Origin of the sequence: Methanolacinia paynteri (genome assembly GCF_000784355.1) — an archaeon.
Classification (GTDB): Archaea; Halobacteriota; Methanomicrobia; order Methanomicrobiales; family Methanomicrobiaceae; genus Methanolacinia; species Methanolacinia paynteri.
The window spans coordinates 362,057-385,977 of the sequence record NZ_KN360928.1; the positions used below are offsets into that span (position 1 = coordinate 362,057).

General features: G+C 48.8%; 26 protein-coding genes. 5 read left to right on the forward strand and 21 right to left on the reverse strand.

The features are described from left to right. Positions 1–54 precede the first annotated feature (54 nt). Positions 55–1,779: a hypothetical protein gene (locus METPAY_RS05100; protein WP_048149729.1), complete on the forward strand. Its 1,725-nt coding sequence runs from the start codon at positions 55–57 to the stop codon at positions 1,777–1,779. A gap of 15 nt (positions 1,780–1,794) precedes the next feature. On the opposite strand, the gene tsaA is transcribed toward METPAY_RS05100, so the two are convergent. From tsaA to METPAY_RS05120, 4 genes are read right to left on the reverse strand one after another with little or no spacing between them, the layout of a single operon-like run. After that, positions 1,795–2,241, reverse strand: a complete 447-nt coding sequence (tsaA, locus tag METPAY_RS05105; protein ID WP_048149731.1) for a tRNA (N6-threonylcarbamoyladenosine(37)-N6)-methyltransferase TrmO — start codon at positions 2,239–2,241, stop codon at positions 1,795–1,797. A 13-nt stretch (positions 2,242–2,254) separates the two neighbouring features. After that, entirely contained in the window at positions 2,255–2,869 is a 615-nt protein-coding gene (locus METPAY_RS05110) for an FmdE family protein (RefSeq protein ID WP_048149733.1), read from the reverse strand. 54 nt (positions 2,870–2,923) lie between these two features. Further along, positions 2,924–3,547 carry a TetR/AcrR family transcriptional regulator gene (locus METPAY_RS05115; protein ID WP_052418677.1) on the reverse strand — a complete coding sequence of 208 codons (624 nt, stop codon included), beginning with the start codon at positions 3,545–3,547 and terminating at the stop codon, positions 2,924–2,926. A gap of 1 nt (position 3,548) precedes the next feature. Next, positions 3,549–4,769 (reverse strand): aldo/keto reductase, encoded by a 1,221-nt coding sequence (locus METPAY_RS05120; RefSeq protein ID WP_048149734.1) that lies wholly within the window; start codon positions 4,767–4,769, stop codon positions 3,549–3,551. Positions 4,770–5,033: 264 nt separating this feature from the next. Between METPAY_RS05120 and METPAY_RS14130 the strand changes: the two genes are divergently transcribed. Beyond that, on the forward strand, positions 5,034–7,229 hold the full coding sequence (locus METPAY_RS14130; RefSeq protein WP_052418678.1) for an MASE3 domain-containing protein: 2,196 nt from the start codon (positions 5,034–5,036) through the stop codon (positions 7,227–7,229). A 40-nt stretch (positions 7,230–7,269) separates the two neighbouring features. Beyond that, positions 7,270–8,079, forward strand: a complete 810-nt coding sequence (locus tag METPAY_RS05135) for a methyltransferase domain-containing protein (RefSeq protein WP_048149737.1) — start codon at positions 7,270–7,272, stop codon at positions 8,077–8,079. A gap of 156 nt (positions 8,080–8,235) precedes the next feature. Here the strand turns inward: METPAY_RS05135 and METPAY_RS05140 are convergent, their stop codons facing one another. From METPAY_RS05140 to METPAY_RS05165, 6 genes are all read right to left on the reverse strand, one after another. After that, positions 8,236–8,475 (reverse strand): hypothetical protein, encoded by a 240-nt coding sequence (locus tag METPAY_RS05140; protein ID WP_048149739.1) that lies wholly within the window; start codon positions 8,473–8,475, stop codon positions 8,236–8,238. 56 nt (positions 8,476–8,531) lie between these two features. Further along, the gene (locus METPAY_RS05145) at positions 8,532–9,035 is read right to left on the reverse strand and encodes a hypothetical protein (protein WP_048149741.1); all 504 of its coding nucleotides are present in this window, start codon (positions 9,033–9,035) and stop codon (positions 8,532–8,534) included. 166 nt (positions 9,036–9,201) lie between these two features. Then, positions 9,202–10,806 carry a PEGA domain-containing protein gene (locus METPAY_RS05150; RefSeq protein ID WP_084600695.1) on the reverse strand — a complete coding sequence of 535 codons (1,605 nt, stop codon included), beginning with the start codon at positions 10,804–10,806 and terminating at the stop codon, positions 9,202–9,204. 55 nt (positions 10,807–10,861) lie between these two features. Next, positions 10,862–11,983, reverse strand: coding sequence for a glycosyltransferase (locus METPAY_RS05155; RefSeq protein ID WP_048149743.1), 1,122 nt, complete (start codon positions 11,981–11,983; stop codon positions 10,862–10,864). A gap of 11 nt (positions 11,984–11,994) precedes the next feature. Further along, positions 11,995–13,518, reverse strand: a complete 1,524-nt coding sequence (locus tag METPAY_RS05160) for a glycosyltransferase family 39 protein (protein ID WP_048150037.1) — start codon at positions 13,516–13,518, stop codon at positions 11,995–11,997. A gap of 50 nt (positions 13,519–13,568) precedes the next feature. Continuing rightward, positions 13,569–13,958: a cupin domain-containing protein gene (locus tag METPAY_RS05165; RefSeq protein WP_048149744.1), complete on the reverse strand. Its 390-nt coding sequence runs from the start codon at positions 13,956–13,958 to the stop codon at positions 13,569–13,571. Positions 13,959–14,027: 69 nt separating this feature from the next. On the opposite strand from METPAY_RS05165, the gene METPAY_RS05170 reads away from it, so the two are divergent. Continuing rightward, on the forward strand, positions 14,028–14,510 hold the full coding sequence (locus METPAY_RS05170) for a peptidylprolyl isomerase (RefSeq protein ID WP_048149745.1): 483 nt from the start codon (positions 14,028–14,030) through the stop codon (positions 14,508–14,510). Here METPAY_RS05170 and METPAY_RS05175 read toward each other — a convergent pair. The 3 genes from METPAY_RS05175 to METPAY_RS05185 are packed head-to-tail and all read right to left on the reverse strand — an operon-like array spanning position 14,491 to position 16,547. Continuing rightward, positions 14,491–15,042, reverse strand: coding sequence for a hypothetical protein (locus tag METPAY_RS05175; RefSeq protein WP_048149746.1), 552 nt, complete (start codon positions 15,040–15,042; stop codon positions 14,491–14,493). The genes METPAY_RS05170 and METPAY_RS05175 overlap by 20 nt on opposite strands. Positions 15,043–15,056: 14 nt before the next feature. Next, on the reverse strand, positions 15,057–16,001 hold the full coding sequence (locus tag METPAY_RS05180) for a hypothetical protein (RefSeq protein ID WP_048149747.1): 945 nt from the start codon (positions 15,999–16,001) through the stop codon (positions 15,057–15,059). Between the two features lie 54 nt (positions 16,002–16,055). Beyond that, positions 16,056–16,547, reverse strand: a complete 492-nt coding sequence (locus METPAY_RS05185) for a hypothetical protein (protein ID WP_048149750.1) — start codon at positions 16,545–16,547, stop codon at positions 16,056–16,058. Between the two features lie 82 nt (positions 16,548–16,629). On the opposite strand from METPAY_RS05185, the gene METPAY_RS05190 reads away from it, so the two are divergent. After that, positions 16,630–18,126 (forward strand): DNA-directed DNA polymerase II small subunit, encoded by a 1,497-nt coding sequence (locus tag METPAY_RS05190; protein ID WP_048149753.1) that lies wholly within the window; start codon positions 16,630–16,632, stop codon positions 18,124–18,126. 75 nt (positions 18,127–18,201) lie between these two features. Here the strand turns inward: METPAY_RS05190 and METPAY_RS14845 are convergent, their stop codons facing one another. The 8 genes from METPAY_RS14845 to METPAY_RS05225 form a co-directional block, all read right to left on the reverse strand. Next, positions 18,202–18,342, reverse strand: a complete 141-nt coding sequence (locus tag METPAY_RS14845) for a hypothetical protein (protein WP_157199003.1) — start codon at positions 18,340–18,342, stop codon at positions 18,202–18,204. A gap of 39 nt (positions 18,343–18,381) precedes the next feature. Continuing rightward, positions 18,382–19,161 (reverse strand): hypothetical protein, encoded by a 780-nt coding sequence (locus METPAY_RS05195; protein WP_048149754.1) that lies wholly within the window; start codon positions 19,159–19,161, stop codon positions 18,382–18,384. A 20-nt stretch (positions 19,162–19,181) separates the two neighbouring features. Continuing rightward, positions 19,182–20,228, reverse strand: a complete 1,047-nt coding sequence (locus METPAY_RS05200) for a hypothetical protein (RefSeq protein WP_048149760.1) — start codon at positions 20,226–20,228, stop codon at positions 19,182–19,184. Continuing rightward, a complete protein-coding gene (locus METPAY_RS05205) occupies positions 20,225–20,962 on the reverse strand; it encodes a DUF1673 family protein (protein ID WP_048149763.1) in 738 nt (245 codons plus the stop codon). The genes METPAY_RS05200 and METPAY_RS05205 overlap by 4 nt, the downstream gene beginning before the upstream one ends. Beyond that, entirely contained in the window at positions 20,959–21,699 is a 741-nt protein-coding gene (locus METPAY_RS05210) for a DUF1673 family protein (RefSeq protein ID WP_048149765.1), read from the reverse strand. The genes METPAY_RS05205 and METPAY_RS05210 overlap by 4 nt, the downstream gene beginning before the upstream one ends. Continuing rightward, complete coding sequence (locus METPAY_RS05215; protein WP_048149768.1) at positions 21,696–22,142, reverse strand: hypothetical protein; 447 nt, start codon at positions 22,140–22,142, stop codon at positions 21,696–21,698. Before METPAY_RS05215 ends, METPAY_RS05210 begins: the two co-directional genes overlap by 4 nt. An 81-nt stretch (positions 22,143–22,223) precedes the next feature. Next, positions 22,224–22,955, reverse strand: a complete 732-nt coding sequence (locus tag METPAY_RS05220; protein ID WP_048149771.1) for a hypothetical protein — start codon at positions 22,953–22,955, stop codon at positions 22,224–22,226. 98 nt (positions 22,956–23,053) lie between these two features. Next, the gene (locus tag METPAY_RS05225) at positions 23,054–23,803 is read right to left on the reverse strand and encodes a hypothetical protein (RefSeq protein ID WP_048149773.1); all 750 of its coding nucleotides are present in this window, start codon (positions 23,801–23,803) and stop codon (positions 23,054–23,056) included. Between the last annotated feature and the right edge of the window lie 118 nt (positions 23,804–23,921).

Genomic DNA, 23,921 nt, shown 5'->3' on the forward strand with positions numbered 1-23,921 from the left:
ACCAACCTCCCCTTACGATTTAAAATCGACCGGGAATCCGAGCGGAGCGGAAAGATGGCTGATATAGTCGGTATATACTGGCTGCCGTTACTTATTCTGGCACTTGTTGCCGGAGGATGGTGGATCCTGGGACAGGAAAATGTAAGCGGTATCAGCGACACCGTCGGTTCGATCAATGACAGCGGAAATGCAACCCGTTTCGACTGGACGGCATTCCGGAACACCAACCGGACGATAGTAGATGATATGAAGGTCGGCCTGGATATGAACGATCCTGCAGAAGAAAAGGACATCGGTTATTTCAGCGGCAGGGTAATGGAAGAGATTAACAGATCCGTCTCATATGAAACATCTGACGCAGCAGATTCGATCAAATACGAACTCTTTTTCATCATACGCGATCCTGCGTACGAGTATAACGGCCCCGCAGCAATGGCTGAAAATTTCCATGTCAGCGTATTCAGGACGACAACAGATCCGCTGATTTCGAATCCTTCGTACCTCTCGCATGAATATGTCGTAAAATACAACATTACGTTCGAACCCGATCCTTCGCAGGAAAAAATGAAGGATACGATCTGGTGGTACGAAAGCGACGCCTCGAGGATCGTCAGGTACCTTACGAACTCAAGCATCGGTGACGATATCGCGGTAATCGTAATCACCTTTAACGACACTGAAGGCGACGGGGCGTTGACTTTCGTCCTTGAAGCCGAAGATCTTGAAGAGCTGGAGAAATACTGGGATAATGACGATGATTATATCAGTTATTTCGACTGGTCGAACATAGTTTCGGGTAAAGAGGACCTCGTCTATTACGAAGACCCGTCCAAGGCGATAGATCTGCCAGCCGGTGTCCTCTCTCCCGGGATTACGGACGGCCTGGATGCATCCGGCATTGACGAGAACCTGAAATACGATCTCAGGTCGCAGTCATACGAACTGATGGAGAGCGTGGACAGTATAAGAAGAAGTGTCTCTGCCGGAAATATCGAAGAAACACAAAAAAATTCGGAGGAGCTTATGGAGCTGTCGCGTGAATTCAGTTCGGGAATCATCAATTATTCTGTGGATGATGAATCGAGGGCATTGATCGATGAATATCTCTCGGGTGTCAGGTCACTGTCCAGGGTAGGTTCACATTACTGGGACAAGGCCCTTCTTCCGGACGAGATATATAACGAGGAGAGCATCGAAGATCTCCGGGAAGGTATAGAGCAGATCAACAATGCTCTTGACAGCATCGGTGAAATCGGGTATAACCCAGAAGAACTGCAGATTGTCTCGTCATCCTCCCCGGGGATTTATTCGGACTGCCTCCCCGCAGGGACTGCCTTCCATTACAAGGATGCAGCGAAAAATAATGACATCTCCATAAAAATTACGAATTATTACCTGAAGAGCAGGCTGCTTCTCAAGGAGGGCACCTTCATGGAGTACCAGGAAGCAGGGTTCGGGAAGCGCTACATCGGCGTTGTGGTAGACATAATGCATCTCGGGTACCGCGGGAAGGGGAGTCCGCAGATCACGACACCGGATCTCAGCTCCTTTGTCTTTTATTATGACGGGAACCCGTATACTCCGGTAAATATCGGCAGCTATATCGGGGACATGGGGGAGGTATACACCAAAACAACTCTCAACCGGCTGGAAAGGTATGAAAGTCTGATAATCTTTGAGATCGACAAGGAAGACGATTTTGATCCCGAAAAGGCCTATGTCGAGGTCGATCTGGGAGAGTACGGCAAACAGGTGTGGCAGCTCTCGTCTGAAATCTGAAAAAAGAAAATCAGTTTATTTTTTTTCCTTAAAATGATCCTTTGCCCCGGGGATGCAGTCGATCGAAGGGGTATACGGCTTAATATCGATTACAGGTGTTCCTTCGATTGCGTCCATGCCTGCAACTCTTATGATTCCGCCGTCGACTGAGAGAACCTCTGCTATATCGAGGCCTATGGGGTTGGGGCGTGCCGGGGATCTGGTGCAGAAGACCGGCCTTTCCTCTCCCCCCAGGTGAGGGGGTCTTCCGATAAGAGTGTCCCGCTCCGCCCTGTCGAACCAGAGAAGGACATATAAGTGGCTGATACCCGGGAGACCACCGAGTCCGGCCCTGTATTCCTCGAAGATCTCGATCTCCGCTTCTTTATCCGGCTCAAGCCTCCCCTGCCTCGGTGCGTCGCCACGCTCCTTGTAGGGGGATTTGATCACCCTTCCGATGGGTTTTACTTCGAACGTATCCATAAGTGCACCTTATTCAGCGGTTGATGCCTGCATATTCGTTGCTGCACGGTATGCAGACAATCTTTCCGTTCTTCACTCTTGCACGCGACTCCGAAACAACCTCACCGCATTCGGCGCATTTTACCGAGTTGAAAAGCCTTGCTTTTTCAGGGATCTCAGCTTTGACATGTTCGATCACGAATATTTCATCCACAGGCCGGGTCAGGTACTGCTCCACCATATCGCTTCTCATCTTATGGTACCTTGCAGTCTCCTCCTCCGATGTTTCTCCGGCGAAGAACTTCTTCATAAGCTGGGGGGCCTCCGGTGCGGAGTTCATTGCAAACTCAGGTTTCTGCGAGATCCTTACGGCATCTGACTTGTCGCGGAGAATGAAAGTGTAGACCTGTTTTCCGTGGTCCCTGAAGATCAGGTTTCCTTTGCCGAATGTGCACCCTGTGACGAACTGGATTCCGTCGATGCTGCAGGAGTCGTTTTCAGCTATGCACACAAGTTCTTCGTCTTCGGACCTGCCTGAGAGAAGTTCGTCGAGCGCTACTTCAGCCGCCCTGTATCCTATTGCGAGCCCGGGGCAGACATGCCCGTGGAATTCGGCGGCTTCTTCGAATGATTTGATCTCTTTCTTCATATTTCACCTGTTGTTGCTACTTTTGCAATATAATTTATTAAATTTGAATGGTATTTAACCGGTTTTGTCGGGGAAGGCGATCGCCCGGTTCCTGAGTCCGTCCTCGAGAACGGTGTATGCAAGCCCGAATAACTCGTCTGCGTCGCAGCCGTGCCCTTGTGTTGTGGCATATTCGATTATCGCGTTGAGGAATTTTGTCGCCATCCTGATCGTGAGTTCCACAGGGAGAGGTTTTAGTTTACCGGATTTTATCCCTGATTCGATGATCTCCGAAAGGAAAAGAAAGTTCGAAATCCCCTCCTCTCTGGTGCCTGCCGGAACATACGGCGAAAGGCAGAACTGCTCCATGAACTTTATCTTTGCGGGATTTTTTATTCCCCAAAAAACGTAGTTGGAGGCGATTTTCATCAGATCCGAATCCAAATCTCCCCTAATCTCCGTTCCTCTCCTCACCTCGTTTCCGGCCTCCCTTTTAATGTCGAGGTACAGCTCTTCGATAAGCTCCTCTTTGGTGGCAAAGTAGTGAAAGAGCGTTCCTGTCGCAACACCCGCTTCGCTGGCAATGAGGGATGTCGGTGTCCCGTGAAAACCCCTCTCTGTAAAGAGTGCCAGGGCCGAATCAAGAATCGCCTTTCTCTTATCGGCGACCGGCATTTTTTTGTGGTTTCCGTCTTCCATTTTACCTTTTCCTCAGGAGATCGAGCTTTTTTCTGAGCGGAACGTAGATCTTTGATACCGGGACGATTATCTTCATGACCGGGCCTTCCATATCGTTCTTGACTTTTTTTAGTTCGTTCGGGATATCGATATGCTGCGGGCAGGCCCTCACGCATCTTCCGCAGCTCCTGCACAGGGATGCGGCAGATTTTTTGTTCAGGAGGCCCCCGAGCCTCGACATATACATGAACTTTTCATGCCGCTTGTCGTCGAACATATGATAGCTGTTGTAGATTTCGAAGCAGGCAGGTATATTGACGCCGAACGGGCAGGGCATGCAGTAGCTGCAGCCCGTGCAGCCGACCTTCATGATCTCCCTGTATTTCTCGCCCGCTCTTTTTGCAAGCTCCAGCTCTTCTTCAGTGAGCGAGCACGGGAGCCCCTCTTCTGCAATCCTGAGATTTTCCTCGAGCTGATCCGTTTCAGTCATTCCAGAGAGAACGACCGTAACCTCCGGCCTGTTCCACAGCCACCTGAGCGCCCATTCAGCAGGCGTCCTTTTCTTTTCCGCCTCGTCCCAGATTTTACCGACTTCGGCAGGCTGGGTTCTGGCGAGATTTCCGCCTCTCAGCGGCTCCATAATCATTACGGCGAGGTTCTTCGAGGCGGCGTATTCAAGCCCTTCCGTTCCCGCCTGGTTGGTCGTATCGATGAGGTTGTATTGTATCTGGCAGAAGTCCCAGTCATAGCCGTCAACTATCTCTTTGAAGGTTTCTATGTCGTCATGGAAAGAGAATCCGGCATAAGTTATCCGGCCGTCTTTCTTTGCCTTGTCGAGAAAATCCGCAAAGCCCATGGTCTTTATCTTCTCCCATCCCCCCCTCGTAAGGTCGTGGATGAGATAATAGTCGATATGGTCCGTTCTCAGTCTCTTGAGCTGTTTATCGAGGTATCCGTCCATGTCGTCCTGCGAAGACGCGAGCCAGTGCGGGAGTTTCGTCGCTATCCTGACCTTGTCTCTCGAACCTGTCTCTTCAAGAATCTTCCCGACGACCTCCTCGCTCTGCCCGTTATGATATCCCCATGCCGTATCGAGGTAGTTGATTCCCGATTCCATCGCATTTAAGAGGAGCTCCTTCGTGTATTCGTAATCTATCCTCCCGTTCTTCTGCGGGAACCTCATGCACCCGTAGCCGAGGATCGAGAGCTCGTCTCCTGTTTTTGGCACTTTTCTATATAGCATCTTAACTTCACCAACACCGACTGATTAGTCAATCTAAATTTGGCCTCATGCGATATAATACTGATCCATTTACTCCGTGGATCTGCCGGTTCATACAGAAAACGGATGACACTCAAAATCCCGTTCTCATATTTTGAGTTTGATAATAAAACCGGAGATATAATCATATGAAAAGTTTCATTAATGACTTTGATAGACTTAGTTCAAAATACCGAATTTAGACCTCCGGTCCGGGAGTGCGTTTTAACTTTAGAGGTGTAACTGTTGCCTGAAAAAAATACGTTGAAAATAAACAAAAGAGACGGTATATTTTTCCTGTCCCTTCTTCTTTTTACAGTTTTTATCTCGCTCTCGAATTTTTACAGTTTTCTGCTCTTTCATACTGTTGCAGAACTTTTCAGTGTTGTAATCGCCTCGGCCATATTTATTATCGCGTGGAACAGCCGGAATTATATAGACAATAAATATCTCCTCATCATCGGAATCGCCTTTCTTTTCATAGGAGTAATCGATTTTTTCCATACCATGTCCTACAGCGGGCTGAATCTTATTACAGGTCTGAACCAGAATATCCAGATGCAGCTGTGGATCGCTGCAAGATACCTGGAAGCGGTGACTTTTATTCTCGCACCTCTGCTGATGTTTAAAAAAATCGGCGTCTACAGGCAGTTTCTATTATACGCCATCGTTACGGCGGCCATCCTCTATTCTGTTTTTATCTCCGGAACCTTTCCTGCCTGCTATATCCCCTGGAGCGGAGTTACGCAGTTTGAGATCTACAGTGAGTTCCTCATATCGGCCATGCTTGTTCTCGCCCTGTGGTTTTTGTACGTGAGAAGGGAGAGCTTTGACAGGAAGGTCTTTTTATTCATAGGGGCCTCACTGGTTTTTTCACTGTTCAGTGAATTCTCGTTTACCTTTTACATAAGCTCTTACTGGTTTTCAAATGTCTTCGGGCTTATATGCAAGATAATCTCATTCGGACTGATCTACTATGCCGTCGTTGAAACGGGAATCCGCAGGCCATACAGCGTCATATTCAGGAATCTTAAAAGAAGGGAGAACGAGCTGAAGATCGAGAGGGACAGGTTCGACCAGTATCTTGACATTGCCGAGGCGATCTTTCTGGTCCTTGACAGGGAAGGGATGGTCACGCTTATAAACAGAAAGGGCTGTGAGGTTCTCGGGTATGAAAAAGAAGAGATCAGGGGTTTCGACTGGTTTGAAAACTTCATGCCCGAAGGCGACGGAGATGCAATGAGATCGCTCTTCATGCAGGATATCGATGAGGGCATGAGTCATGTAAAGATAGAGGGCCATATACTCACGAAATCCGGCGAACTGAAGACAATTCTATGGCAGAATTCGCTGATAAGGGACGAAAAAGATGAAGTCACCGCTTCAGTAAGCTCGGGAGAGGACATAACAGAGAAGAAATCGATAGAGAGGGACCTGAGGCTCAAGAATGTCGCTATAGAGACGTCGATAAACGGAATAGTAATCCTCGACATGAAAGCGATCATAACCTATGCAAACCCCTCTTTTGCACATATGTACGGGTATGACTCTCCGGCTGAGATAACAGGGATGAACTCCTCGGTCTTTTTCAGAAACTCCATTGATCTCAAGTCTGTCATCGATACGATCATTAAAGAGGGCGGTTATGTCGGCGAGATGAAGTCGAAGAAGAAGTCGGGCGAAGACATCATCGTTCAGATATCCGCCTATTTCCTCAAGCCCGAGGACAGCACGACTTCCTGCATATATATATCGCTGGTCGATGTAACCGAGAGGGAGAGGATCAAGGAGGCGCTTGCAAGCGCGAACATGAAGCTCAACATACTGAGCGGCATAACGAGGCATGACATACTCAACGAGGTTACAGTTGCAATAGGATACCTCGACATGATGAACGACGCCTCCCCGGAGGAGAAGGAAGATTTCATAAAGAAGACATATACCGCTGTCGAAGGGATCAGGAGGCAGGCGGAGTTCACCCGCGACTACCAGGATATGGGCCTTTCATCGCCGCTATGGCAGAATCCCGGAAGAGTGGCGAAGGAATATCTTGCATCAAACGGCGGGTACGGGGAAATTGACGTGAAGGTAGACGCAGATAACGTCGAGATATTTGCCGACCCGATGCTCCCGAAGGTTTTTGCAAATATAATGAGCAACTCCTTGGTTCACGGGGAGACTGTGTCGAAAATTACGATCTCTTCGTCGAAAGACGACTCCGGAAACCTGATTATCACGATAGAGGACAACGGCGTAGGGATATCAGCTGGGAAGAAGAAGTCGCTGTTTAAACCGGGTATCGGAAGAAACCACGGCTTCGGCCTTTATCTCGTAAAGGAGATACTCTCTATTACCGGCATAGGGATATCAGAGACCGGAAAAGAAGGGGAAGGGGCAAAATTCGTTATTACTGTTCCGCCGGATAGCTGGCGGGGGACCTGAAAACTATATCACTGTTACATGTGTACATTGATGTATACATATGTCTGAAAGAGGTTATGTCCACGGCTACTCCGAGACCGAATCGGAGAGGCTCTCGGTACAGGCGGCTACGCTTAACGAACTCCTGTACGGCGACACCTCGTACCCGGCCGGATCGCTCGTTCTCGAGGCGGGGTGCGGTACAGGAGCACAGACTCCTGTCGTAACTAAAAACAGCCCCGGTGCCGTTATAATATCCGTAGATATCTCCCAAAAATCCCTTGCAGCTGCGAAAAAAAGGGCCACGGCGGAAGGAAACGCGGCAGAATATCTGAACTGCGATATATTCGGGCTGCCTTTTCCGGAGGATTCATTCGATCACATATTCGTCTGCTTCGTCCTCGAGCATCTCCGTGATCCCGTGGACGCTCTTACTGCCCTGATGAGGGTGCTGAAGCCCGGCGGCACGATCACCGTTATCGAGGGCGATCACGGCTCGGCTTTCTTCCACCCCGAAAGTGCGGCTGCAAAGCGGAATATCGGTTGCCTTGTAAAACTCCAGGCGGAGGCCGGAGGCGATGCACTGATAGGAAGGAGGCTCAGCCCGCTCCTGAGATCAGCCGGGTTAGATGCCGTTTCCGTATCGCCGAGGATGGTCTATGTCGATTCTTCGAGGCCGGATCTTGTCGAGGGTTTTACAAGGAAGACCTTTACGGCGATGGTCGAGGGCGTAGGCGAGGACGCGGTCTCCTCCGGGATGATGACGAAAGAGGAATGGGACGAGGGGATCTCGGCGCTGTACCGGACCGCTGAAGAAGACGGGACATTCTGCTATACTTTTTTTAAGGCGACGGGGACCAGGCCCGTTTAATCTATTTTAATTCTTCTGAGTAAAAAGAGGTCCAAAGACCGCGAACACCTGCCCCGCGGTTTATGCATTGATACATGAAAGAAAGACACGATAGGTATATGAATTATACGAAGATTAATGCGGGTACTGGAAAGTAAGCCCCGGGAGCTCCGGGTTCTATCCGCCGAGGAGACGGAGAATAAGGGCCGCAATACTTCCTGCACCTGCTCCTATTCCGGCCGACACCTGCCTCTCCGAGACGATACCCGCTCTTGCGGGAGAATATTGCGCCTCTATCGCTGAAACCCTTCTCTCAAGCTCCTTGTCGTCCTCTTTTATTCCGGCAATCTCCGCCCTGATCCATTTCACGTCCCTGTTGGTCTCGATGATCTTTTCGACTATCTCGTCTTCACGCATCCCGGAACCCCCCGGAAAGGAATTTGAGGGATCTCTCCCTCAAACCTGCCGGCCGTTCAGGCCAGTGCGGCAACCGAATCCGCCCATGTCTCAACCGTGCTGAGAACAGAGTCGTCTTCGTAGCCGGAGATCCTCACCTTTGCCCGTGTGAAGGTCACATAATATATGTCGCTGTTTGCATCGTGGCATTTCAGCTGGCACGACCATGTGTCGTTTGCTTCGTCACGCACCGGCTCGCCTCCGACTGCAACGGCAAGATCGGCGTCTGCAACTATTGCACCGGCTGCACTCTCCATCGCGGAAATTGACGGGCACTTTACCGAAAGCGTCCCGATCTTCTCTCCTGCGGTATCCTCGAAGACTACCTTTGCGATATAGTGTTCGCGGTTCCTGGCGACCCCGGGTACTGTTGCGCCGTTATCGGAGTATTCAGTGCACCCGAACGGGTTTTCATCGATTACCGACTGGATAATCGCAGAAAATGTCGTTATGTCTGCAATCGGCTGTGCGAGTTCACGAACTGCACTCCTTGAATTGCTGGTTTCAATAAAATCTGTCATTTTTTCTACTTCCTACTATGTCTTCACAAATGTCGTCCGCGGACATTCCTGCCCGGGGCGACATAAAATAGTTGGCCGTTGCGGTTTATACACCGGTTCCGAACAGGGTGCGAAAGTGAAAAGTATCTCAAAAAGGCCTAAAAAAAAGGATATTTTAAAATCAGGTTTAGGATCTGCCTCTTCTGCGCGATACAACAAGTCCTGCGGCTCCCAGCGCGGAGATCGCGGCGAGGAACCCGAATCCGGGTGTAGCCTTTGCACTTCCCGCCGGCGTAAGTGCCACGTCGATAGTCGACGTTCCGCCGGGCTGGACGTTCACGGTGTCCTTCGCATCCTCGTATCTGGAAAGCCTCAGCAGGACGTCGCGGCTCCCGGGGTTGACTCCCGGAACCGTCAGCGGGGTGATTCCCTCGTACTGGTTGTCAACGTATACGTTTGCTCCCGAAGGGGTTGTGGAGACAGAGATATCCCCGGTTACAGGCTGTGATATCTGAATGAGGTTCGCATTGACCGTCACTGTCTGCCCTGCACTTACCGTTACAGTCTGATCATAATCACGGTAGCCTGTAAGTTCGACAGAGATCTTGTATGTTCCGGGGCTGACCGTCAGTGTATATGCACCAGGTACTCCCTCGTCATTCGTCTTTCCCATATATGCGCCGTCGAGATAGACCTCAGCCTCGCCGGGGTACGATATGACCCGGACATACCCGTTGTTTGACGACGAGGGTGTCAGGGTGCCGTGAACCGTCATAATCTCGCCCGCCTTTACATACTGCGTTGCCGTCCATTCGTTATAGCCGGGGGCCGTGAGCCTTACATTGTGGTTCCCTGCAAGGAGGTTGTTCACCGTTATTGCAGTCATTCCGGCAGAAGTCCCGTCGACATAGGCATATGCATTGTCGGGTTCGGAGGTTATCAGAAGTGACCCGTAGCTTGTTTTCTGCTGGAGCGTGTAGCTTCTCGTGATAGTCTGTCCGGCGGATATGATCACCGTCTCGGATGTCGTCATGTATCCGCTCTTGTCTACCTGGACACCGTATGTGCCGGGGGAGAGGGAGATCGAGAAGGGCGTCGTTCCCTTGTAAACCTTGTCGATATAGACCGATCCGCCCGATGGAGAGGAATATATGTTAAGGGTGCCTGAAGACGAGGACACTGCCTGGAGCGTTATGTATACGTCGACAGTTCCTGAGGGGCCGGGAGGCGATGGCAGGCTCTGTGTTACTGTGGTGTAGCCGGACCTGGATACCCTGACCGTGCTATATGGGGTCTGGTCTGTTTTGTATTCGACAGTGAGGCTTCCACCGGATATGAGACCCATATAATTTCCGTCAAAATAAACACTGGCACCGTCCACATTGCATCTCACCAGGTACCACCCGATGCCGGGAGTCGGCGTCGGGGTTACGGTCCGGGTAGGGGTTGCAGTCAGAGTTGGTGTAGAGGTCGTGGGAGTGGGTGTTGCTGTCGTCGGTGTAGGAGTTGCAGTAGTAGGTGTTGGTGTCGCTGTCGTCGGTGTAGGAGTTGCAGTAGTAGGTGTTGGTGTCGCTGTCGTCGGCGTGGGAGTTGCAGTGGTTGGTGTGGGTGTTGCTGTCGTCGGCGTGGGAGTTGCAGTGGTTGGTGTGGGTGTTGCCGTTGTTGGTGTTGGAGTAGCTGTAGTAGGTGTTGGCGTTTCTGTCACAGTAGCATTGTCCGCCAGTGCGGGTACAGTAGATATTATCAGAACCAGAAAAATAATCCATAAAACCAGAGAGAATCGTTTCACCATAATATCTCAAAATAGAAAATTATTGTATTTAAACGATTTGAAATGCAGTAGAAAATTATTCTGTCTTATTTTTCCATGTGATATGCCTGTTTACAAGGAAGTTCCATGCGAATGCAATAAAGATTCCCACGATATTGGAGAAAAGGTAATAGATTCCTGCAAATTCGGTAAGCGCAAAGAGAACCAGCAGGTTGATCCCTACACCGCATACAGATATCAGCTGGAAGGAGACGAATCTCTTCCATCTACTCCCCATGTGGCTTTTGTTCGCACCGTCGAACGTCCAGGTGTCGTTAAGGATGAAATTGGTTGCTATCGAAGCCTCGATCGCAAAGACACTTGAGATCATATAGTATATGCCGAAATATTCCGTAACTGCGTAGAGTATACCTGTATTGACCACTATTCCGGATGCACCGACAAGCCCGAACTTAAATATCTTCTTCCATTCCTTCCAGGCGTATGTATTATGATTTTTAAGTGCATAGACCCCGATATCAGTACATTGGAGAATGTAATCGATCATTGTCGAGAGTTTAAGCTTGCTCTCCCCTTCTTCCCTGTCCTTGAATATGAACGGAATCTCTTTCGCTTTTTCCCATGTTCCCTTTCCGAGAACCTCCATCAGTATTTTATATCCACGGGGCTTCATTCGTGCGTTGGCGATTACCTCTTTTTTGATTGCGAAGAATCCGCTTACAGGATCGGTTATCTCAGGGAAAAGGACCCTGCCGAAGGCTGTGGCTCCCAGAGAGATGATACGCCTCTTAACCGGCCAGTTTTTAATATCGCCGCCTTTCATGTAACGGCTTCCGATTACAATATCAAAACCGTCTTCTTTTATTGATTTGTAGAAATCCGGTATAAGCTGGGGTGGATGAGAGAAGTCAGCATCTATCACCTGGATGATATCTGCCTGTGCCTTCTCGAAACCCTCGACAACCGACTGCGAAAGCCCATGATCTTCTTCTCTTATAATAAAATTCAGACCTGATATACTGTCCTGTAGTCTTCTTACGATATCTTTGGTTCCATCGCCGGAATCGTCGTCAACGACAAGTATCTCTCCGGTTATATTTTTATCAGTAAGAATTCCCGAAACCGCCCTTATAATATTCTCAATATTTTCGGCTTCGTTAAAAGTGGGAATTATTACCGAGATATCATATTTTATCATCTGATTACCAGTTAATTCGTTTTAAACAGATATATTCCCATGTATTGGCCCTGGTAATCCGCATTCTCATTAAGCCACTGAATCGCTCCGCCCTCGGGATCGGATGCAGTGATATCCCAGGTAACGATATAATATGTTGTGTTATTGCCTATCTGTGATATCGCTTCTTCAAGTTGATCGCCCGAATCCGCTTTATATTCAATTGTTCCGTCTTCATCGCTGCTATAATAATAACCCAGCGGTTGTGACATGTATCCCGGTAAAACCACGATTGCATCGCCTTCGTTCGTTATCTCGTCAAGAGCTCCCGCAAAACCCCTCCAGTCGTTCTTGCTGTAGGATGTGTAATAACCTGCGAGTGCAGGCAGATTGATGACTAATATCACTGCAATAAAGACCGCTGCCACCTTTTTCATATCGATGCTTTTGGGGAAAAGGAGCAAACAACCTGATACGGCCATGAAATAGAAGGGAAGCAGGTATATCATGTACCTCGGGCTCATAGGGATTCTTGCCGAAAGCAGCATACTTGCGATAAACGGAAGAACGAGTGAAAGGACAAGGAGCAGAAACATGCTGCGATCTGATCTCCATACCGCAAAAAGGCCACATAATGCCAGTATTATCAGGATTACAAGAGGCAGGATGCTGCTTCCTGAAATCATCAGGATGGTTTGCGTGATAACATTTAACCCGGAAAGTCCCCATGTAGGCTCCGAAGCTGTTCTTTTTAAAAACAGGCCAACAGTCACAGCTATCAACGGAAGAGAAGCGATGATAAAGAGCCCGAGTGCAATGATCAACGGTTTTAAAGTTTCTGATGCGTTTTTTCTGATCTCTTCGCGCCTGGCAATAAGGGCGTGTATTATGATGATCCCGATGGCGATGAATACATAAAAATGCATCCAGAAGGCCAGTGCGGAGAACAGGCCAAAGAGTGCCCACCATTTTGTACCACTTCCCCGCATCGCGTAGAGATACGAGATAAGTGCAATCGAGAAGAAGAAGAGCATCGGTGCATATGCCCTGGCCTCCTGTGAATAATATATGTGGAATGAGGAGAAGACGAGAAGTGCTGCGGCGACGATTCCCCCGGCTTTTCCTGAAACTTCTCTCCCGAGCAGGTAGAATACAGGAACCGTGAGAGCACCAAGAAGTGCAGGTATGAACCTGAGTGTAAATTCATTTACTCCGGCACCAATGACGAAATGCTCCATATAGTAGAAAAGGGGGGGATTGAATTCACCCGAGGCTGTTGATTCCCAGATACCCGAAAGGGACTTCTCTGCAAATCCCAGAGTCGATGCCTCGTCAAGCCAGAGCGAGTTGAAAGCCAGGTTATAGAATCGAAGTATGAACCCGATGACTGTAAGTGCAATCAGCATCTGGGCATAACGGTTTTTCAATATTACATTCTTCAGGTTCTCCACGTTCAGGTCCGAGAGGGAGTTCACCGCATATTTATCTTCGGGAAGAATATCAGCATTTTTTGCGGATTTTTTCGTCTCGGTTTTTTCCTTTGAATTTTTCCCCATTCCGATCACAAGTAATCTGATTTTAACAAATAAAATATCTCCGTTCGGGTTTATATCTCCAAAATATCCTCGTCCTCCTCCCTCCAGAACGGATCGGCGATCGCAAGCAGTTCGAGGTCGCAGGGTCCGCAGGACTCGATCCACTGGACAGAGCCGGGTGGAATGTATACGGCCTGTCCCGGGCCGACCGCTTCCTCCTCTTCGTTGATGTGCATTATTCCGCTGCCTGCGATGATATAGTAGATCTCAGTCGATTCCTTCAGCCTGTGGGGAACGGTTCTGTCACCTGCCCTGACGAACGCATGCGCAATGCTTGCATTCATGGAGATCCCTGCTCCCGGGTTCTTTTCAGCCTCCCTCTCCGGGTGGAGAAGCTCGCAGAGGGTGCAGCCGTCGCCTGAAGTGAAGTATTCCGCTTTCTTTATGTCCCTGATTATCAATGCCTGACCTCCGGATGATTTAATTTTTGTACCCCAAGATACATAACAATAGGACAGGAGAATAAGTAAATGGCTGAAAAAAAAGTAAAACTCGAGACGAATCTCGGTGATATCGTAATTAAACTCTATGAAGATATGCCGGTTACGGTAGGAAATTTTGAAAAACTCGTGTCAGAAGGATTTTATGACGGGATAATCTTTCACAGGGTGATAAGGAGTTTCATGGTGCAGGCAGGCTGTCCCAATGGAACCGGTACCGGCGGTCCTGGCTATAATATCAAAGACGAATTTGTAAAGGGTCATTCTAATTTACGGGGCACGATATCGATGGCGAACACGGGGATGCCCGACACCGGGGGAAGCCAGTTCTTCTTCAACCTCGTGGACAACACCTATCTCGACTGGGACAATCCCCAGACACCCTCGAAGCACCCCGTTTTCGGTGAGGTCGTCGAAGGGATGGATGTCGTCGACAAGATCGCGATGCAGCCTGTCGACAGGATGGACAGGCCGAGGAACGAGACAAAAATAATCAGGGCGACGGTCCTTTAACTCCCGAATCATCCATTTTTAAAGCAATAATAATACCTTGGCATAACAAGCCGGCAAGCAGGGAAATTACGAGAAGAGGAATGAACTCCCCGAGCACCGCTGCCGGACCGGGAAACTTTTCCCCTGCAAACCCTGCGGCAATTATGAACATTCCTGCAACCAGGCTTCCGCTGAACACGGAGAACATCCCGGCGAAGTTCTCTTCCTTCTTCGTCATCTCCATAAATACTGCAAGGGCTGCAAGAGTTCCCACCGGGCAGGCGATAATACCGGCCGCGGCGACTGCGGCGGAAGCTGTAAACGGCATGAACAGAACTCCTGCGGCAAGCCCGGCGATGCCTGTTTTTATATAATCCGCCCCGGAAAGGTAACCTTTCCATCTTTTCGCCTGCATTGTCACAACAGCAATGCAGGCGAAAGCCGGAAGGACGGGAGCAGCCGGCAACTGGATGAAAAAGAAACAAACTGCCTGCAACAGAAGTCCTGCACAGAGAATTCCGGCGGCGGCAGTTATTGCATGTTTATCGGGCATGGACCTTTTGGGAGTCAGGCGGACCTGAAGTGATTGCCCTTCGATTTAATGAGATCCATCTTCTTCATCTCGCCGAGCATATCCTTCAGGAACTTTTCATCGAGGTCGAACCTGAACTCGTCGTTTGTGTTCTCGATCGTGAACTTAAGGCTCTTCATCTCGCCGAACAGTTCGTCGAATGGTGTCCTTTCCTTTTCCTTCAGGTATTCTATAATCTTCTCGGCAAGCAGCGATTTGATGTATCCGTTCTCCTTCAGCTTCAGGATAGACTCCTCGTCGACGTCGTATTCATTCAATATCTGATCGATCATCTCAGGCTCTGCCGATATGGAGAATTCGGGGGGAAGGGTGACATGCGTCTCGACGCCCGACATTACGTTTATTATCGTGTTTATATTGTACCGGCTTCTCTTCTCCTGGGAGGATGCTTCAAGCATCATATCGGACGGGACCGCGGTTATTATCTCTCCCGGTTCTGCCGTATTTTTCAGTATCCATTTTCCGCTCCCGCTCTCCAGCAGACCGTTTTCGTTCAACAGGTGAAAGAGCGTTTTATTCCCCCTCTCTTCATCGTTTTCGGCACCGGGTTCGTCATCTCCGGCTTCGGTCCAGCCACCGCATCCGTTAAATCCGGGAATATCCGATATGCAGTCTCCGGGGTGAGCAGAACCGAAGAATCCGGAGAGCCTGTTCTTTCTTAGTTCAAGTTCGTCGATAATCTCGGAATACATATCGGTCATCAGGGCCTGAACATCCGTCTTATCGCTGCCATTATCATATTTTTTCTTTTCTTCATTGAACAGCGAGATGAAATCATCGATTCTTCCCGTGCATATCGTATCCTTGACCAGGGTGCTGACACGTTTTGTCTTTGCCCTGAATCCGGATTTTTTTAGTTTTAAAGTGAATTCATCCGCATGTTCGGGATTATAGAATATTATTGTCTCTTCGAAGGTCATTCTATCTTATAAATAGAAAAGATAACATGTTAAATAAATTCATGCCCGGTGGTTTTACCCGTCCAGGCCTATGGAGTAGCCCCCGTTTTCATCCTTTTCGAGCATGAGGAACGATTCGGCAAGAGTATCGCCTGTGCCCTGGTCTATCGCGTCTACTGTTATACGGACCTCGCCGGGAAGATCAGATACTGAAGGAATGTTGTCTTCCGTTACATATGTCCACCATACAGTATCGGTGCCTGTGCACGGGGGGTCGCACGGGATTACCTCTGGTGTCCAGAGAAGAAAACCCCCGTAGTCCGCGGTCCATTTATATGTCACATTCCCGCTTCCGGAATAATCCGCCGAGAGTCCTATCCCGATCACCGACGACATGGCCGGCGACCAGTAGCTGTTTTCGGGAACGATTATAACCCTGTTGCTTTCTGCCGACAGACAGCCTGCAGCGACCAGAACTGCGGCAAGAAGTGCTACGGCAAGAAAGGCGGCGAGCCTTTTACCTGTTGATATCAGCATATCAACTTGTACCGCATCTTTGTTAATCATTCTTTCGGAGTTCCATTGTGGCAACTTCGCGGAACGGTTTCTGTCAACTTTTTTTTGTTTAAGGTTCAACCAGAATACATACATGACAGGGATGAGGGACGAGATAATCTCGAAGTTTCTTGCGGCCGACCTCCAGGTTCACCCCGAAGTGGTGCTCTATCTCCTTGAATCGGATGACCCGGACCTCATCGACGGTATTATCGCGAACGTTCCTCCCGACGCGTTCGTCGCCCTCCCTGCACATATTCCAGGTTTCAAAGTGGAAGGCTTCGAGCCGCCGAGGCCCAGGATTAAGAGTGAAGAGCCCCTGCCTGAGACTGCGAAACCTGCAGTGCCCAAAAAGTCAGAGACCGACGGGGAGCGGTTTATGCCGGAAGGGGACGTGGACGTGGTCTACGGCCTTCCCGCCCCGGGGAACGGCGGTGTGGACTTCAACGATTTTGTCTTTTATTTCAGGGACAGGTACGAAAAGCTTGCCAGGTATCTCAGGAAAAGGGGGGAAGCGATCCCGATATCTGCTCTTACCCAGACCGACCGCTACAGGCAGGACGATGTCTCGGTAATAGGAATGGTCTCCGATCTCAGGAACACTGCGAACGGGCACAGGATGGCTGTCCTCGAGGACCCTACCGATTCGATAAATGTGCTCTTCAATAACAAAAGGGATGTCTTTGAAGAGGCCGAGAAACTGATCCCCGACGAGGTCGTCATGGTGAGGGGGAAGCTTTCTTCGGACGGAAACCTCTTTTTTGCCGATACATTGATGAGGCCCGATATCCCCCTGAACAGTGCACCTTTTAAGAGCAGGACTCCCGGAAAAGCAGTCTTTATCTCCGATGTCCATGTTGGCAGCGATACTTTCCTATATGACGAGTGGGACAGGTTTTCGGAATGGCTGCACGAATGTGATGCACAGTATCTCCTCATCGCAGGGGACCTTGTAGACGGGATCGGCATATACCCGGACCAGGACAAGGAGCTTATAATCGCCGATATAGACCACCAGTATAAAGAGTTCGGCCGCATGGTCTCAGCCCTTCCGAGGGATATGCAGATCATCATCTCCCCGGGGAACCACGATGCAATCAGGGGTTCTGAGCCGCAGCCGGCCCTTCCCGAAAGGTTTTCGAAGTACTTCCCCGAAAATGTCGTTCTTGTGGAAAACCCCGCCTTTGTCAGGCTGCAGGGTGTAGGCATCCTGATGTATCACGGGAGGAGCTTCGACGACCTGATCTCCATGATCCCGGGTGCGTCGTACACGAAACCGGAGGATATGATGGTCGAGATGTTAAAGAGGAGGCATCTTGCCTGCACCTACGGTATGAGGACCCCTATTCTTGCTGCAAAGGAGGACAACCTAATTATCGATCCTGTTCCCGAGATTCTCCACACCGGCCATGTCCACATCTGCGGGGTCGTGAACTACCGCGGTGTCCTGTGCATGAATACCGGAACATGGCAGTCGCAGACCCTGTTCCAGAAGCAGATGAATATCCAGCCGACACCTGCACGTGCGATGGTCGTCGATCTCCAGACTCTCGAGCCTAAGATCTTCGATTTTATGGATAAGGCGGAATAAGACTAAAACCGGTATAAAGTGTTTCTTAGCAGGATTGTGGTAAAAGAGCCTGCACTGATTAAAAATTATATTGGTTTACCTTCTCCTGTACTTCCTGAAGAAGTAATATACTCCCCCGGATGTCCGGATTAAGAGGATCGGGCCTAATTCCCGTACCGGGATCGCCGATGCAGGTATTCCGTTGTATTCTTTTGTGAGATGGTCGAAGCGGATCATCTGAGATCCTCCTCGTAAGGGATCTGCTAAGGTTTACAACTATTCCCAGCTCTTTAGTTCAAAGGTCTGGATGGGGTCTTCTCCTTCAAGATAATCATTCGGGAACCTGTATTGGACAGGTACGGGAATGTCCTGAACGATCCAGAATGTTATTGGGGTTCCGTCAGGAAAATATCCTGTATATTTACGTGCATCCGGGTATTCTCCTGCCGGGACAGTTACAGATTCGGTCCCTTCATACGTGAGCGCGATATTCGCCGCACCGGATGGCGTAATTCCGATCACAAATGAGGGCTCGTCGCCCGGGAAGTAATCTTCCTCTGCATTGAGTTCCGATGCGGGTTGCGTTACCCCGTTTATAGTTGTCTCAATTGTTCCTCCCAAATAGTTATTCGTCTCAGAATCCAGAAACCGTTCATAAACGCTGATAAGCCCGTTTTCAGTTCCCGAATAGTCCATGGTCCCTGTTAATTTCTCATAAATTGCAATGGTACCTTTATAGGATTTGTAGGATCGTTCGATTTTAACGGCGGTCTCCCACTGGTAGCGGGGGTTAGGTGGAAAGGTTTGTGTGATATTATTCCGGTATTCCGCCCTTTTAAAATCTCTAAAAACCTTAATATCCTCGGGCTTCACCGTTGGCTCAGGGGTAACGGTGATCGTTGTGGTTATTTTTGTTGTTTCTACCGCGTTCGCGGCCGTTTGAGTGGGATCAGTCGGAGATTCCGGGATGGATGTGTCAGTACATCCGGTGGAAAAAGCCGCGTATATTATGAGAGCAATAACTATAACGCATGTCTGAAAGGAATCCGTGATCAATCACCCTTTTAAATCTGATTTTAGTCCTTCCCGGGAACCCTCCCTGTCTTTCCTATTTTATAGAGATCAGTGACAGCGATTCCGGCAGATGTAAAGATTGCAGCGACGGCAAATAATAGTCCCGCCAGAAAGAGAAAGCAGATCGCCGCCATCGGGATGGCATAGACCGCGAAGAAGTGGTAGTCGTAATCGACGAACAGGGGGGTCATGCATATGAGCGGGGAAAGGAGAGTAATTCCGACGATGATCGTCGCGAATATCAAAGAACAGACGACAATTTCGATCCATGTCCTCCTGAAAAATTCGGCCAGACCTGCAATCGCACCGAACAGGCTCCTGTTTTCAAGAACAAGAAGCGGAATTGCATACAGAGTAATTACCAGGAGCGGGACAGTATACAGGATCTTTTCGATAACGGCGGTTACCGTTGCAAGGGGAAGGATCGGGACATAATAGACAAACGGTATTGTAAACATCGTTGTTCCTAAAGCAGGGTACAGATGTGCGTGCCAGGGCTGTTGGAGGACAAAGGCATAGATCGCCGTTGCAATAACAGCCAGCATTACAGACCATCCTGCAATAGTCTTCAGGTAATTTTTTGCACTGTACAGGGATCTCCTTACTGCTCCGGGATTTTCAGGATTCTTTGAGATGTCGATGACTATCGCGGCGAATATATAATTCAGGCAGAAGAAAAAGATAAGCTCAACAACAAAAGTAAGGAAAAATCCATAGTAGTAGCCGAGCGACCAGTACGTGTAGCTGCCCGAATGTGTCATGATAGAATACGCCTTGAAAGCCATCTCTGTAAGGTACATAAGGAAAAGGGCAAGACCTGCAAGAAGCGGATACCATAATAATTTCCTGTTGTTTATGAGAGTTTTAATACTCCGGGTTGCAATCCCTGCCCCGCGGCCGATTCTTCTTCCGGCACCGTCTCCTCCTCCGGGCTGTACCGAACGTACCGGTGCATAACCGGACGAAGGTTCGGTCAGGGTACTCTGGAGAGTTTCAGTAAGGGGGCACCATGCAGTTTTTTTCCGGTTGGATCCTGAATATTCAGTCATAACAGATTCTCCTTGATTTCTACCAGTTCTTCGAAACTTTTTCCGTAGATCACGAGCTGTTTACTTTTCTTCGTGGTGATGACAAACGATTTGGGATACCTTTTCCTTATACGGGCGTAATTGTAGATTACCAGGAAGAAGATGGAGATGACAATAAAAAATCCCAGGTATGCGATAAATAACAGGGTATGTATTTCTCCTGAGATCCATTCGACATATCTGCCGTAGATACTGACAACAGAAAAGACAGGAATTATGATAAGCCCTAATATTGCCAGAACAAATTGCGGTACCGGCCTGTGGTTGTCGATGATCTCGGCATTGTTAATATCGCTCTTTTGGATATGAACTGTCCTGAAACCTGGTCTTTTTACTGTAATCGCGTCAGGTCCGGATTCAATAGTCGTGCGCTTCATATCGCTGTATATTATGAGATAACCCGTAACAAGCATGATACAGAAGAGCAGGAGGATATCTGTTCCTGGGTAATATTTATTGACGAATTTGAGGAATGCGACGATCGCGGCGATTCCCGTGGCGAATGCAAGGAGTTGCAACAGGGAGGTCCATGTCGGGACGTAATCGACGATCCTGTCGGTGATAACCCTTTCCGCGCTGCCGGGGTAATGTCCTGATTTTGTTCCGTATCCGGTTATCGTATTCAGAGCAATACTCCCAGATTTTGCCGGGCACCAGCCCGTCATTTTTCTGAAATATTCCAGAAAAAATGTCATAGCAAACTCTCCTTAAATTCTGCAATTTCTTCGTGGTCCTTCCCGTAAATCACCAGTTTCTTATTTCGGGTGGTTTTGATTACGAGGGTTTCGGGGTACCTGCGCCGTATTCGAAGGGAATTGTAGATCGCAAGGAAGAAAACCGTGATGCTGATGAAGAATCCCAGGTACAGGGCGAATCCCGGTGTGGAGGTTACCCCGGATGCCCAGCTTGAGTAACGGTCGTATATGCCCGTTATGGAATATATCGGGATCAGTACAAGTGAAAATACCGTTATGAACCAGTAAAGCACCGGACGGTGGTTGTCATGCATCTCCACGGCCGAGATCTCTTCCTTCGGGATTATCACGGGCCTGAATACCGGCCTGTAAATTATTATATTTTCATGATCGGTTTCAATCCGTGTCTTCTTCAGGTCGCTGTATACCAGGATGAACGCCGTTGCGAACAGGAAGCATAAGAGGGCTATGGCGTCCGCTCCGATAAAGAACAGGCTGACAGCTTTGATGCCGAAGACAATTGCCGCTATTCCTGCACCCAACATCAGGAGGTTCAGGAGGGACGATCCCGACGAACCGTAATCGATGATTCTTTCCGTGCCGGTTCTCTCCGGACCGCCTGGGGATCGCCCTGGTTTGGTTTCATACCCTTCTGTTCCGGCCGGGATCGTTATCCCGGATTTCACCGGGCACCAGCCCATCCATTTGTGGATTGTCTCGGATATCCGGATTGTCATATCATCTCCCTCACTTTTTGGAAGAGTTCATCGGCCATCTTCGTCGGGTCGTCGGTCTTTTCGATCTTTACACCGAGCTCCCCGGCGTAGTCCCAGAGGAGTTCTATGCATTCCGGATATCTCTCGCAGCTTCCGCAGTCGCCCTCGTGCTCGAACCATACCTGAATCCCGTGCTTTTCGGAGACAAATATGATTGCAGCGGTCCTGAACGGGATCGAACGGCCGATAAGAACTCCCCGCTCAGCATTGACTTTTTCAGCTGCGATGCTGTTCGCTTTCGCCATATCCCGGAGAACTGCCTCTATCTTTTCATCCATCTGGATCAATGCATGGGAGACCGCCTGCCGGGATATCCCGAGCTGTTTTGCAATTGCGATATTGGCCATACCGTTCCGGCGCATCGCCCAGAACGCGAACTGCTTCTCATCCGTTGGCAGGAACATATGTCAATATATGTGTGTTGACAATATATATTTTTTGTTGAACTCCCGAAGGATTGTGAGAGAAGAAAAGTGAGGGTATTTTTATCCCCATGCAACCAGTTCGTGTGATTCAAACCCGTTGTACCCGACAATATATTCGTTTGAGAACTGGTACAGAACCGGAACGGGTATACCCGGTTCGAACCAGTATGTGCACCCGACGGTATTATCGGAGTTGTAATAGCAGTATTTCCGTGCCTCCGGGTATGTTCCCGCCGGAACGGTTACTGATTCAGTACCCTGGTATACGAATGTGTGAATTTTCTCCCCGAAGGGTCTGTTCTCCTGGTTAAGAGGTTCAGCAGTCAGATTTTCTATTGAATCGATCTGGCCATCTCTTGTGTTGATTAAAATTCCTCCAAGCTGTTCGCTTATAGCTGCATCAATATACTGATCAGTGACTACACTCCACGTCTCCCCTTTGGAGATATATCTGTAATGTATTGCCGGAATCCCGTTGTATTCGTCCACAGATCGTTCGGTCCTGCTGGAATAAAATCTCTGGACGACTCCGTTCGGGGGCATCTCTGAAGTGATGTTATCCCTGTATTCGCACCAGAAATAATTTCTTCCGAAAACATCCGTGGAATTAACCTCGTCTCCCTGTTTCAGTTCTCCTTCGGTCTGTGGTGAGGGAGTTTCTACAGGAGTATTGGTTGTTTCTATTGCAGTTTGAGTTGCCTGCGACGTGTTCTCCACCGGGGTTAAATTCCCGGAGTCCGTGCACCCGGCGGAGATCGCCGCTGTAATAACCAGAAGGAATAATATTTTCAAAATCCCTGATCTTTGCATGTCAACACGTTTATGTTGACGTATTATAAACTTGTGTGCGTTGTGTGAATTTTCCCGGACCCGATAATCCTCTCTGTCGTTCACCCGCGATTCATCATGAGAAATGCGGGTACGAAATACAACAAAATTACAAAAATTATCATCATTACACCCATTGCAAAAAGGAGGCGGGCGTAATGCATATTCAGTCTCTCCCTTTTGCTCCTTTCTCCTGTACCGGTTGCTCTTTTGGAGATCATTATGACCGAAAGAACGATCAGTAAAAATAAAGCCGGGATCAACATCGCTATCCCGAAAAGAAGAACTATAAAAAACGCCGCAATTGCCGGGATCAGGATATCGTATATCGGATTTTTTCCCATTATGCCTCCAAAATCCGTTTTTGAAACCTCTCCTTCATTAGCATTTTCTTTATGGTATTCCTTCCTGTCATAGAACCGGCCGGCGATCAGGTGACCGGCCAGGACAGCCAGAGGAATAACCACAAATATTGCCATGAATCCGTTGTATGATTTCACGCCGTTGCTCAGCTGGATTGTAGTTATTGAAGAGGAGATAAACGTAAAAACGAAGAAGAAGACCGATAAAATGGAGATTATAGCAGTCTTCCCCGGGTACATGTAAAGCAGGTACGCAAGAACGGCCGGAACCAGAAAATAAATGAACAATACGATACCTGCATTAAGACCGGCCAGCCTGATCCCGAAGAACCATGTCTCCCAGTTGATGATAAAGACGAAAAGATTCATCAGCGAGAAAAAAACCAGGATTACAAACAGGATAATGTATAATACCCGATCAAGACCGCGTGCAACCCCTGTCAGCTCCATGATTAATATTGTTAATGCTGCACCATTTAAATTTTCTGACCGTAAAGTCGAAATGGAAATAATTTTACGGTTCAGTTGAGGTACGGGATTAAATTTTGTTTTCCTGGAAAATGGTGTA

Excerpts from the sequence above, each read along its gene's own strand:
- METPAY_RS05215 (WP_048149768.1), bottom strand. The coding sequence starts at position 22,142 with ATGTTCCTGCCAACGGATGAGAAGCAGTTCGCGTTCTGGGCGATGCGC.
- METPAY_RS05140 (WP_048149739.1), bottom strand. The coding sequence starts at position 8,475 with ATGCGTGAAGACGAGATAGTCGAAAAGATCATCGAGACCAACAGGGAC.
- METPAY_RS05115 (WP_052418677.1), bottom strand. The coding sequence starts at position 3,547 with ATGGAAGACGGAAACCACAAAAAAATGCCGGTCGCCGATAAGAGAAAG.
- METPAY_RS05170 (WP_048149745.1), top strand. The coding sequence starts at position 14,028 with ATGGCTGAAAAAAAAGTAAAACTCGAGACGAATCTCGGTGATATCGTA.
- METPAY_RS05205 (WP_048149763.1), bottom strand. The coding sequence starts at position 20,962 with ATGACATTTTTTCTGGAATATTTCAGAAAAATGACGGGCTGGTGCCCG.
- METPAY_RS05225 (WP_048149773.1), bottom strand. The coding sequence starts at position 23,803 with ATGGAGCTGACAGGGGTTGCACGCGGTCTTGATCGGGTATTATACATT.
- METPAY_RS05150 (WP_084600695.1), bottom strand. The coding sequence starts at position 10,806 with ATGGTGAAACGATTCTCTCTGGTTTTATGGATTATTTTTCTGGTTCTG.
- METPAY_RS05110 (WP_048149733.1), bottom strand. The coding sequence starts at position 2,869 with ATGAAGAAAGAGATCAAATCATTCGAAGAAGCCGCCGAATTCCACGGG.
- METPAY_RS05180 (WP_048149747.1), bottom strand. The coding sequence starts at position 16,001 with ATGACCTTCGAAGAGACAATAATATTCTATAATCCCGAACATGCGGAT.
- METPAY_RS05175 (WP_048149746.1), bottom strand. The coding sequence starts at position 15,042 with ATGCCCGATAAACATGCAATAACTGCCGCCGCCGGAATTCTCTGTGCA.
- METPAY_RS05155 (WP_048149743.1), bottom strand. The coding sequence starts at position 11,983 with ATGATAAAATATGATATCTCGGTAATAATTCCCACTTTTAACGAAGCC.
- METPAY_RS05100 (WP_048149729.1), top strand. The coding sequence starts at position 55 with ATGGCTGATATAGTCGGTATATACTGGCTGCCGTTACTTATTCTGGCA.
- METPAY_RS05210 (WP_048149765.1), bottom strand. The coding sequence starts at position 21,699 with ATGACAATCCGGATATCCGAGACAATCCACAAATGGATGGGCTGGTGC.
- METPAY_RS05200 (WP_048149760.1), bottom strand. The coding sequence starts at position 20,228 with ATGACTGAATATTCAGGATCCAACCGGAAAAAAACTGCATGGTGCCCC.
- METPAY_RS05135 (WP_048149737.1), top strand. The coding sequence starts at position 7,270 with ATGTCTGAAAGAGGTTATGTCCACGGCTACTCCGAGACCGAATCGGAG.
- METPAY_RS05185 (WP_048149750.1), bottom strand. The coding sequence starts at position 16,547 with ATGATTAACAAAGATGCGGTACAAGTTGATATGCTGATATCAACAGGT.
- METPAY_RS05120 (WP_048149734.1), bottom strand. The coding sequence starts at position 4,769 with ATGCTATATAGAAAAGTGCCAAAAACAGGAGACGAGCTCTCGATCCTC.
- tsaA (WP_048149731.1), bottom strand. The coding sequence starts at position 2,241 with ATGGATACGTTCGAAGTAAAACCCATCGGAAGGGTGATCAAATCCCCC.
- METPAY_RS05190 (WP_048149753.1), top strand. The coding sequence starts at position 16,630 with ATGACAGGGATGAGGGACGAGATAATCTCGAAGTTTCTTGCGGCCGAC.
- METPAY_RS14845 (WP_157199003.1), bottom strand. The coding sequence starts at position 18,342 with ATGATCCGCTTCGACCATCTCACAAAAGAATACAACGGAATACCTGCA.
- METPAY_RS05145 (WP_048149741.1), bottom strand. The coding sequence starts at position 9,035 with ATGACAGATTTTATTGAAACCAGCAATTCAAGGAGTGCAGTTCGTGAA.
- METPAY_RS05160 (WP_048150037.1), bottom strand. The coding sequence starts at position 13,518 with ATGGGGAAAAATTCAAAGGAAAAAACCGAGACGAAAAAATCCGCAAAA.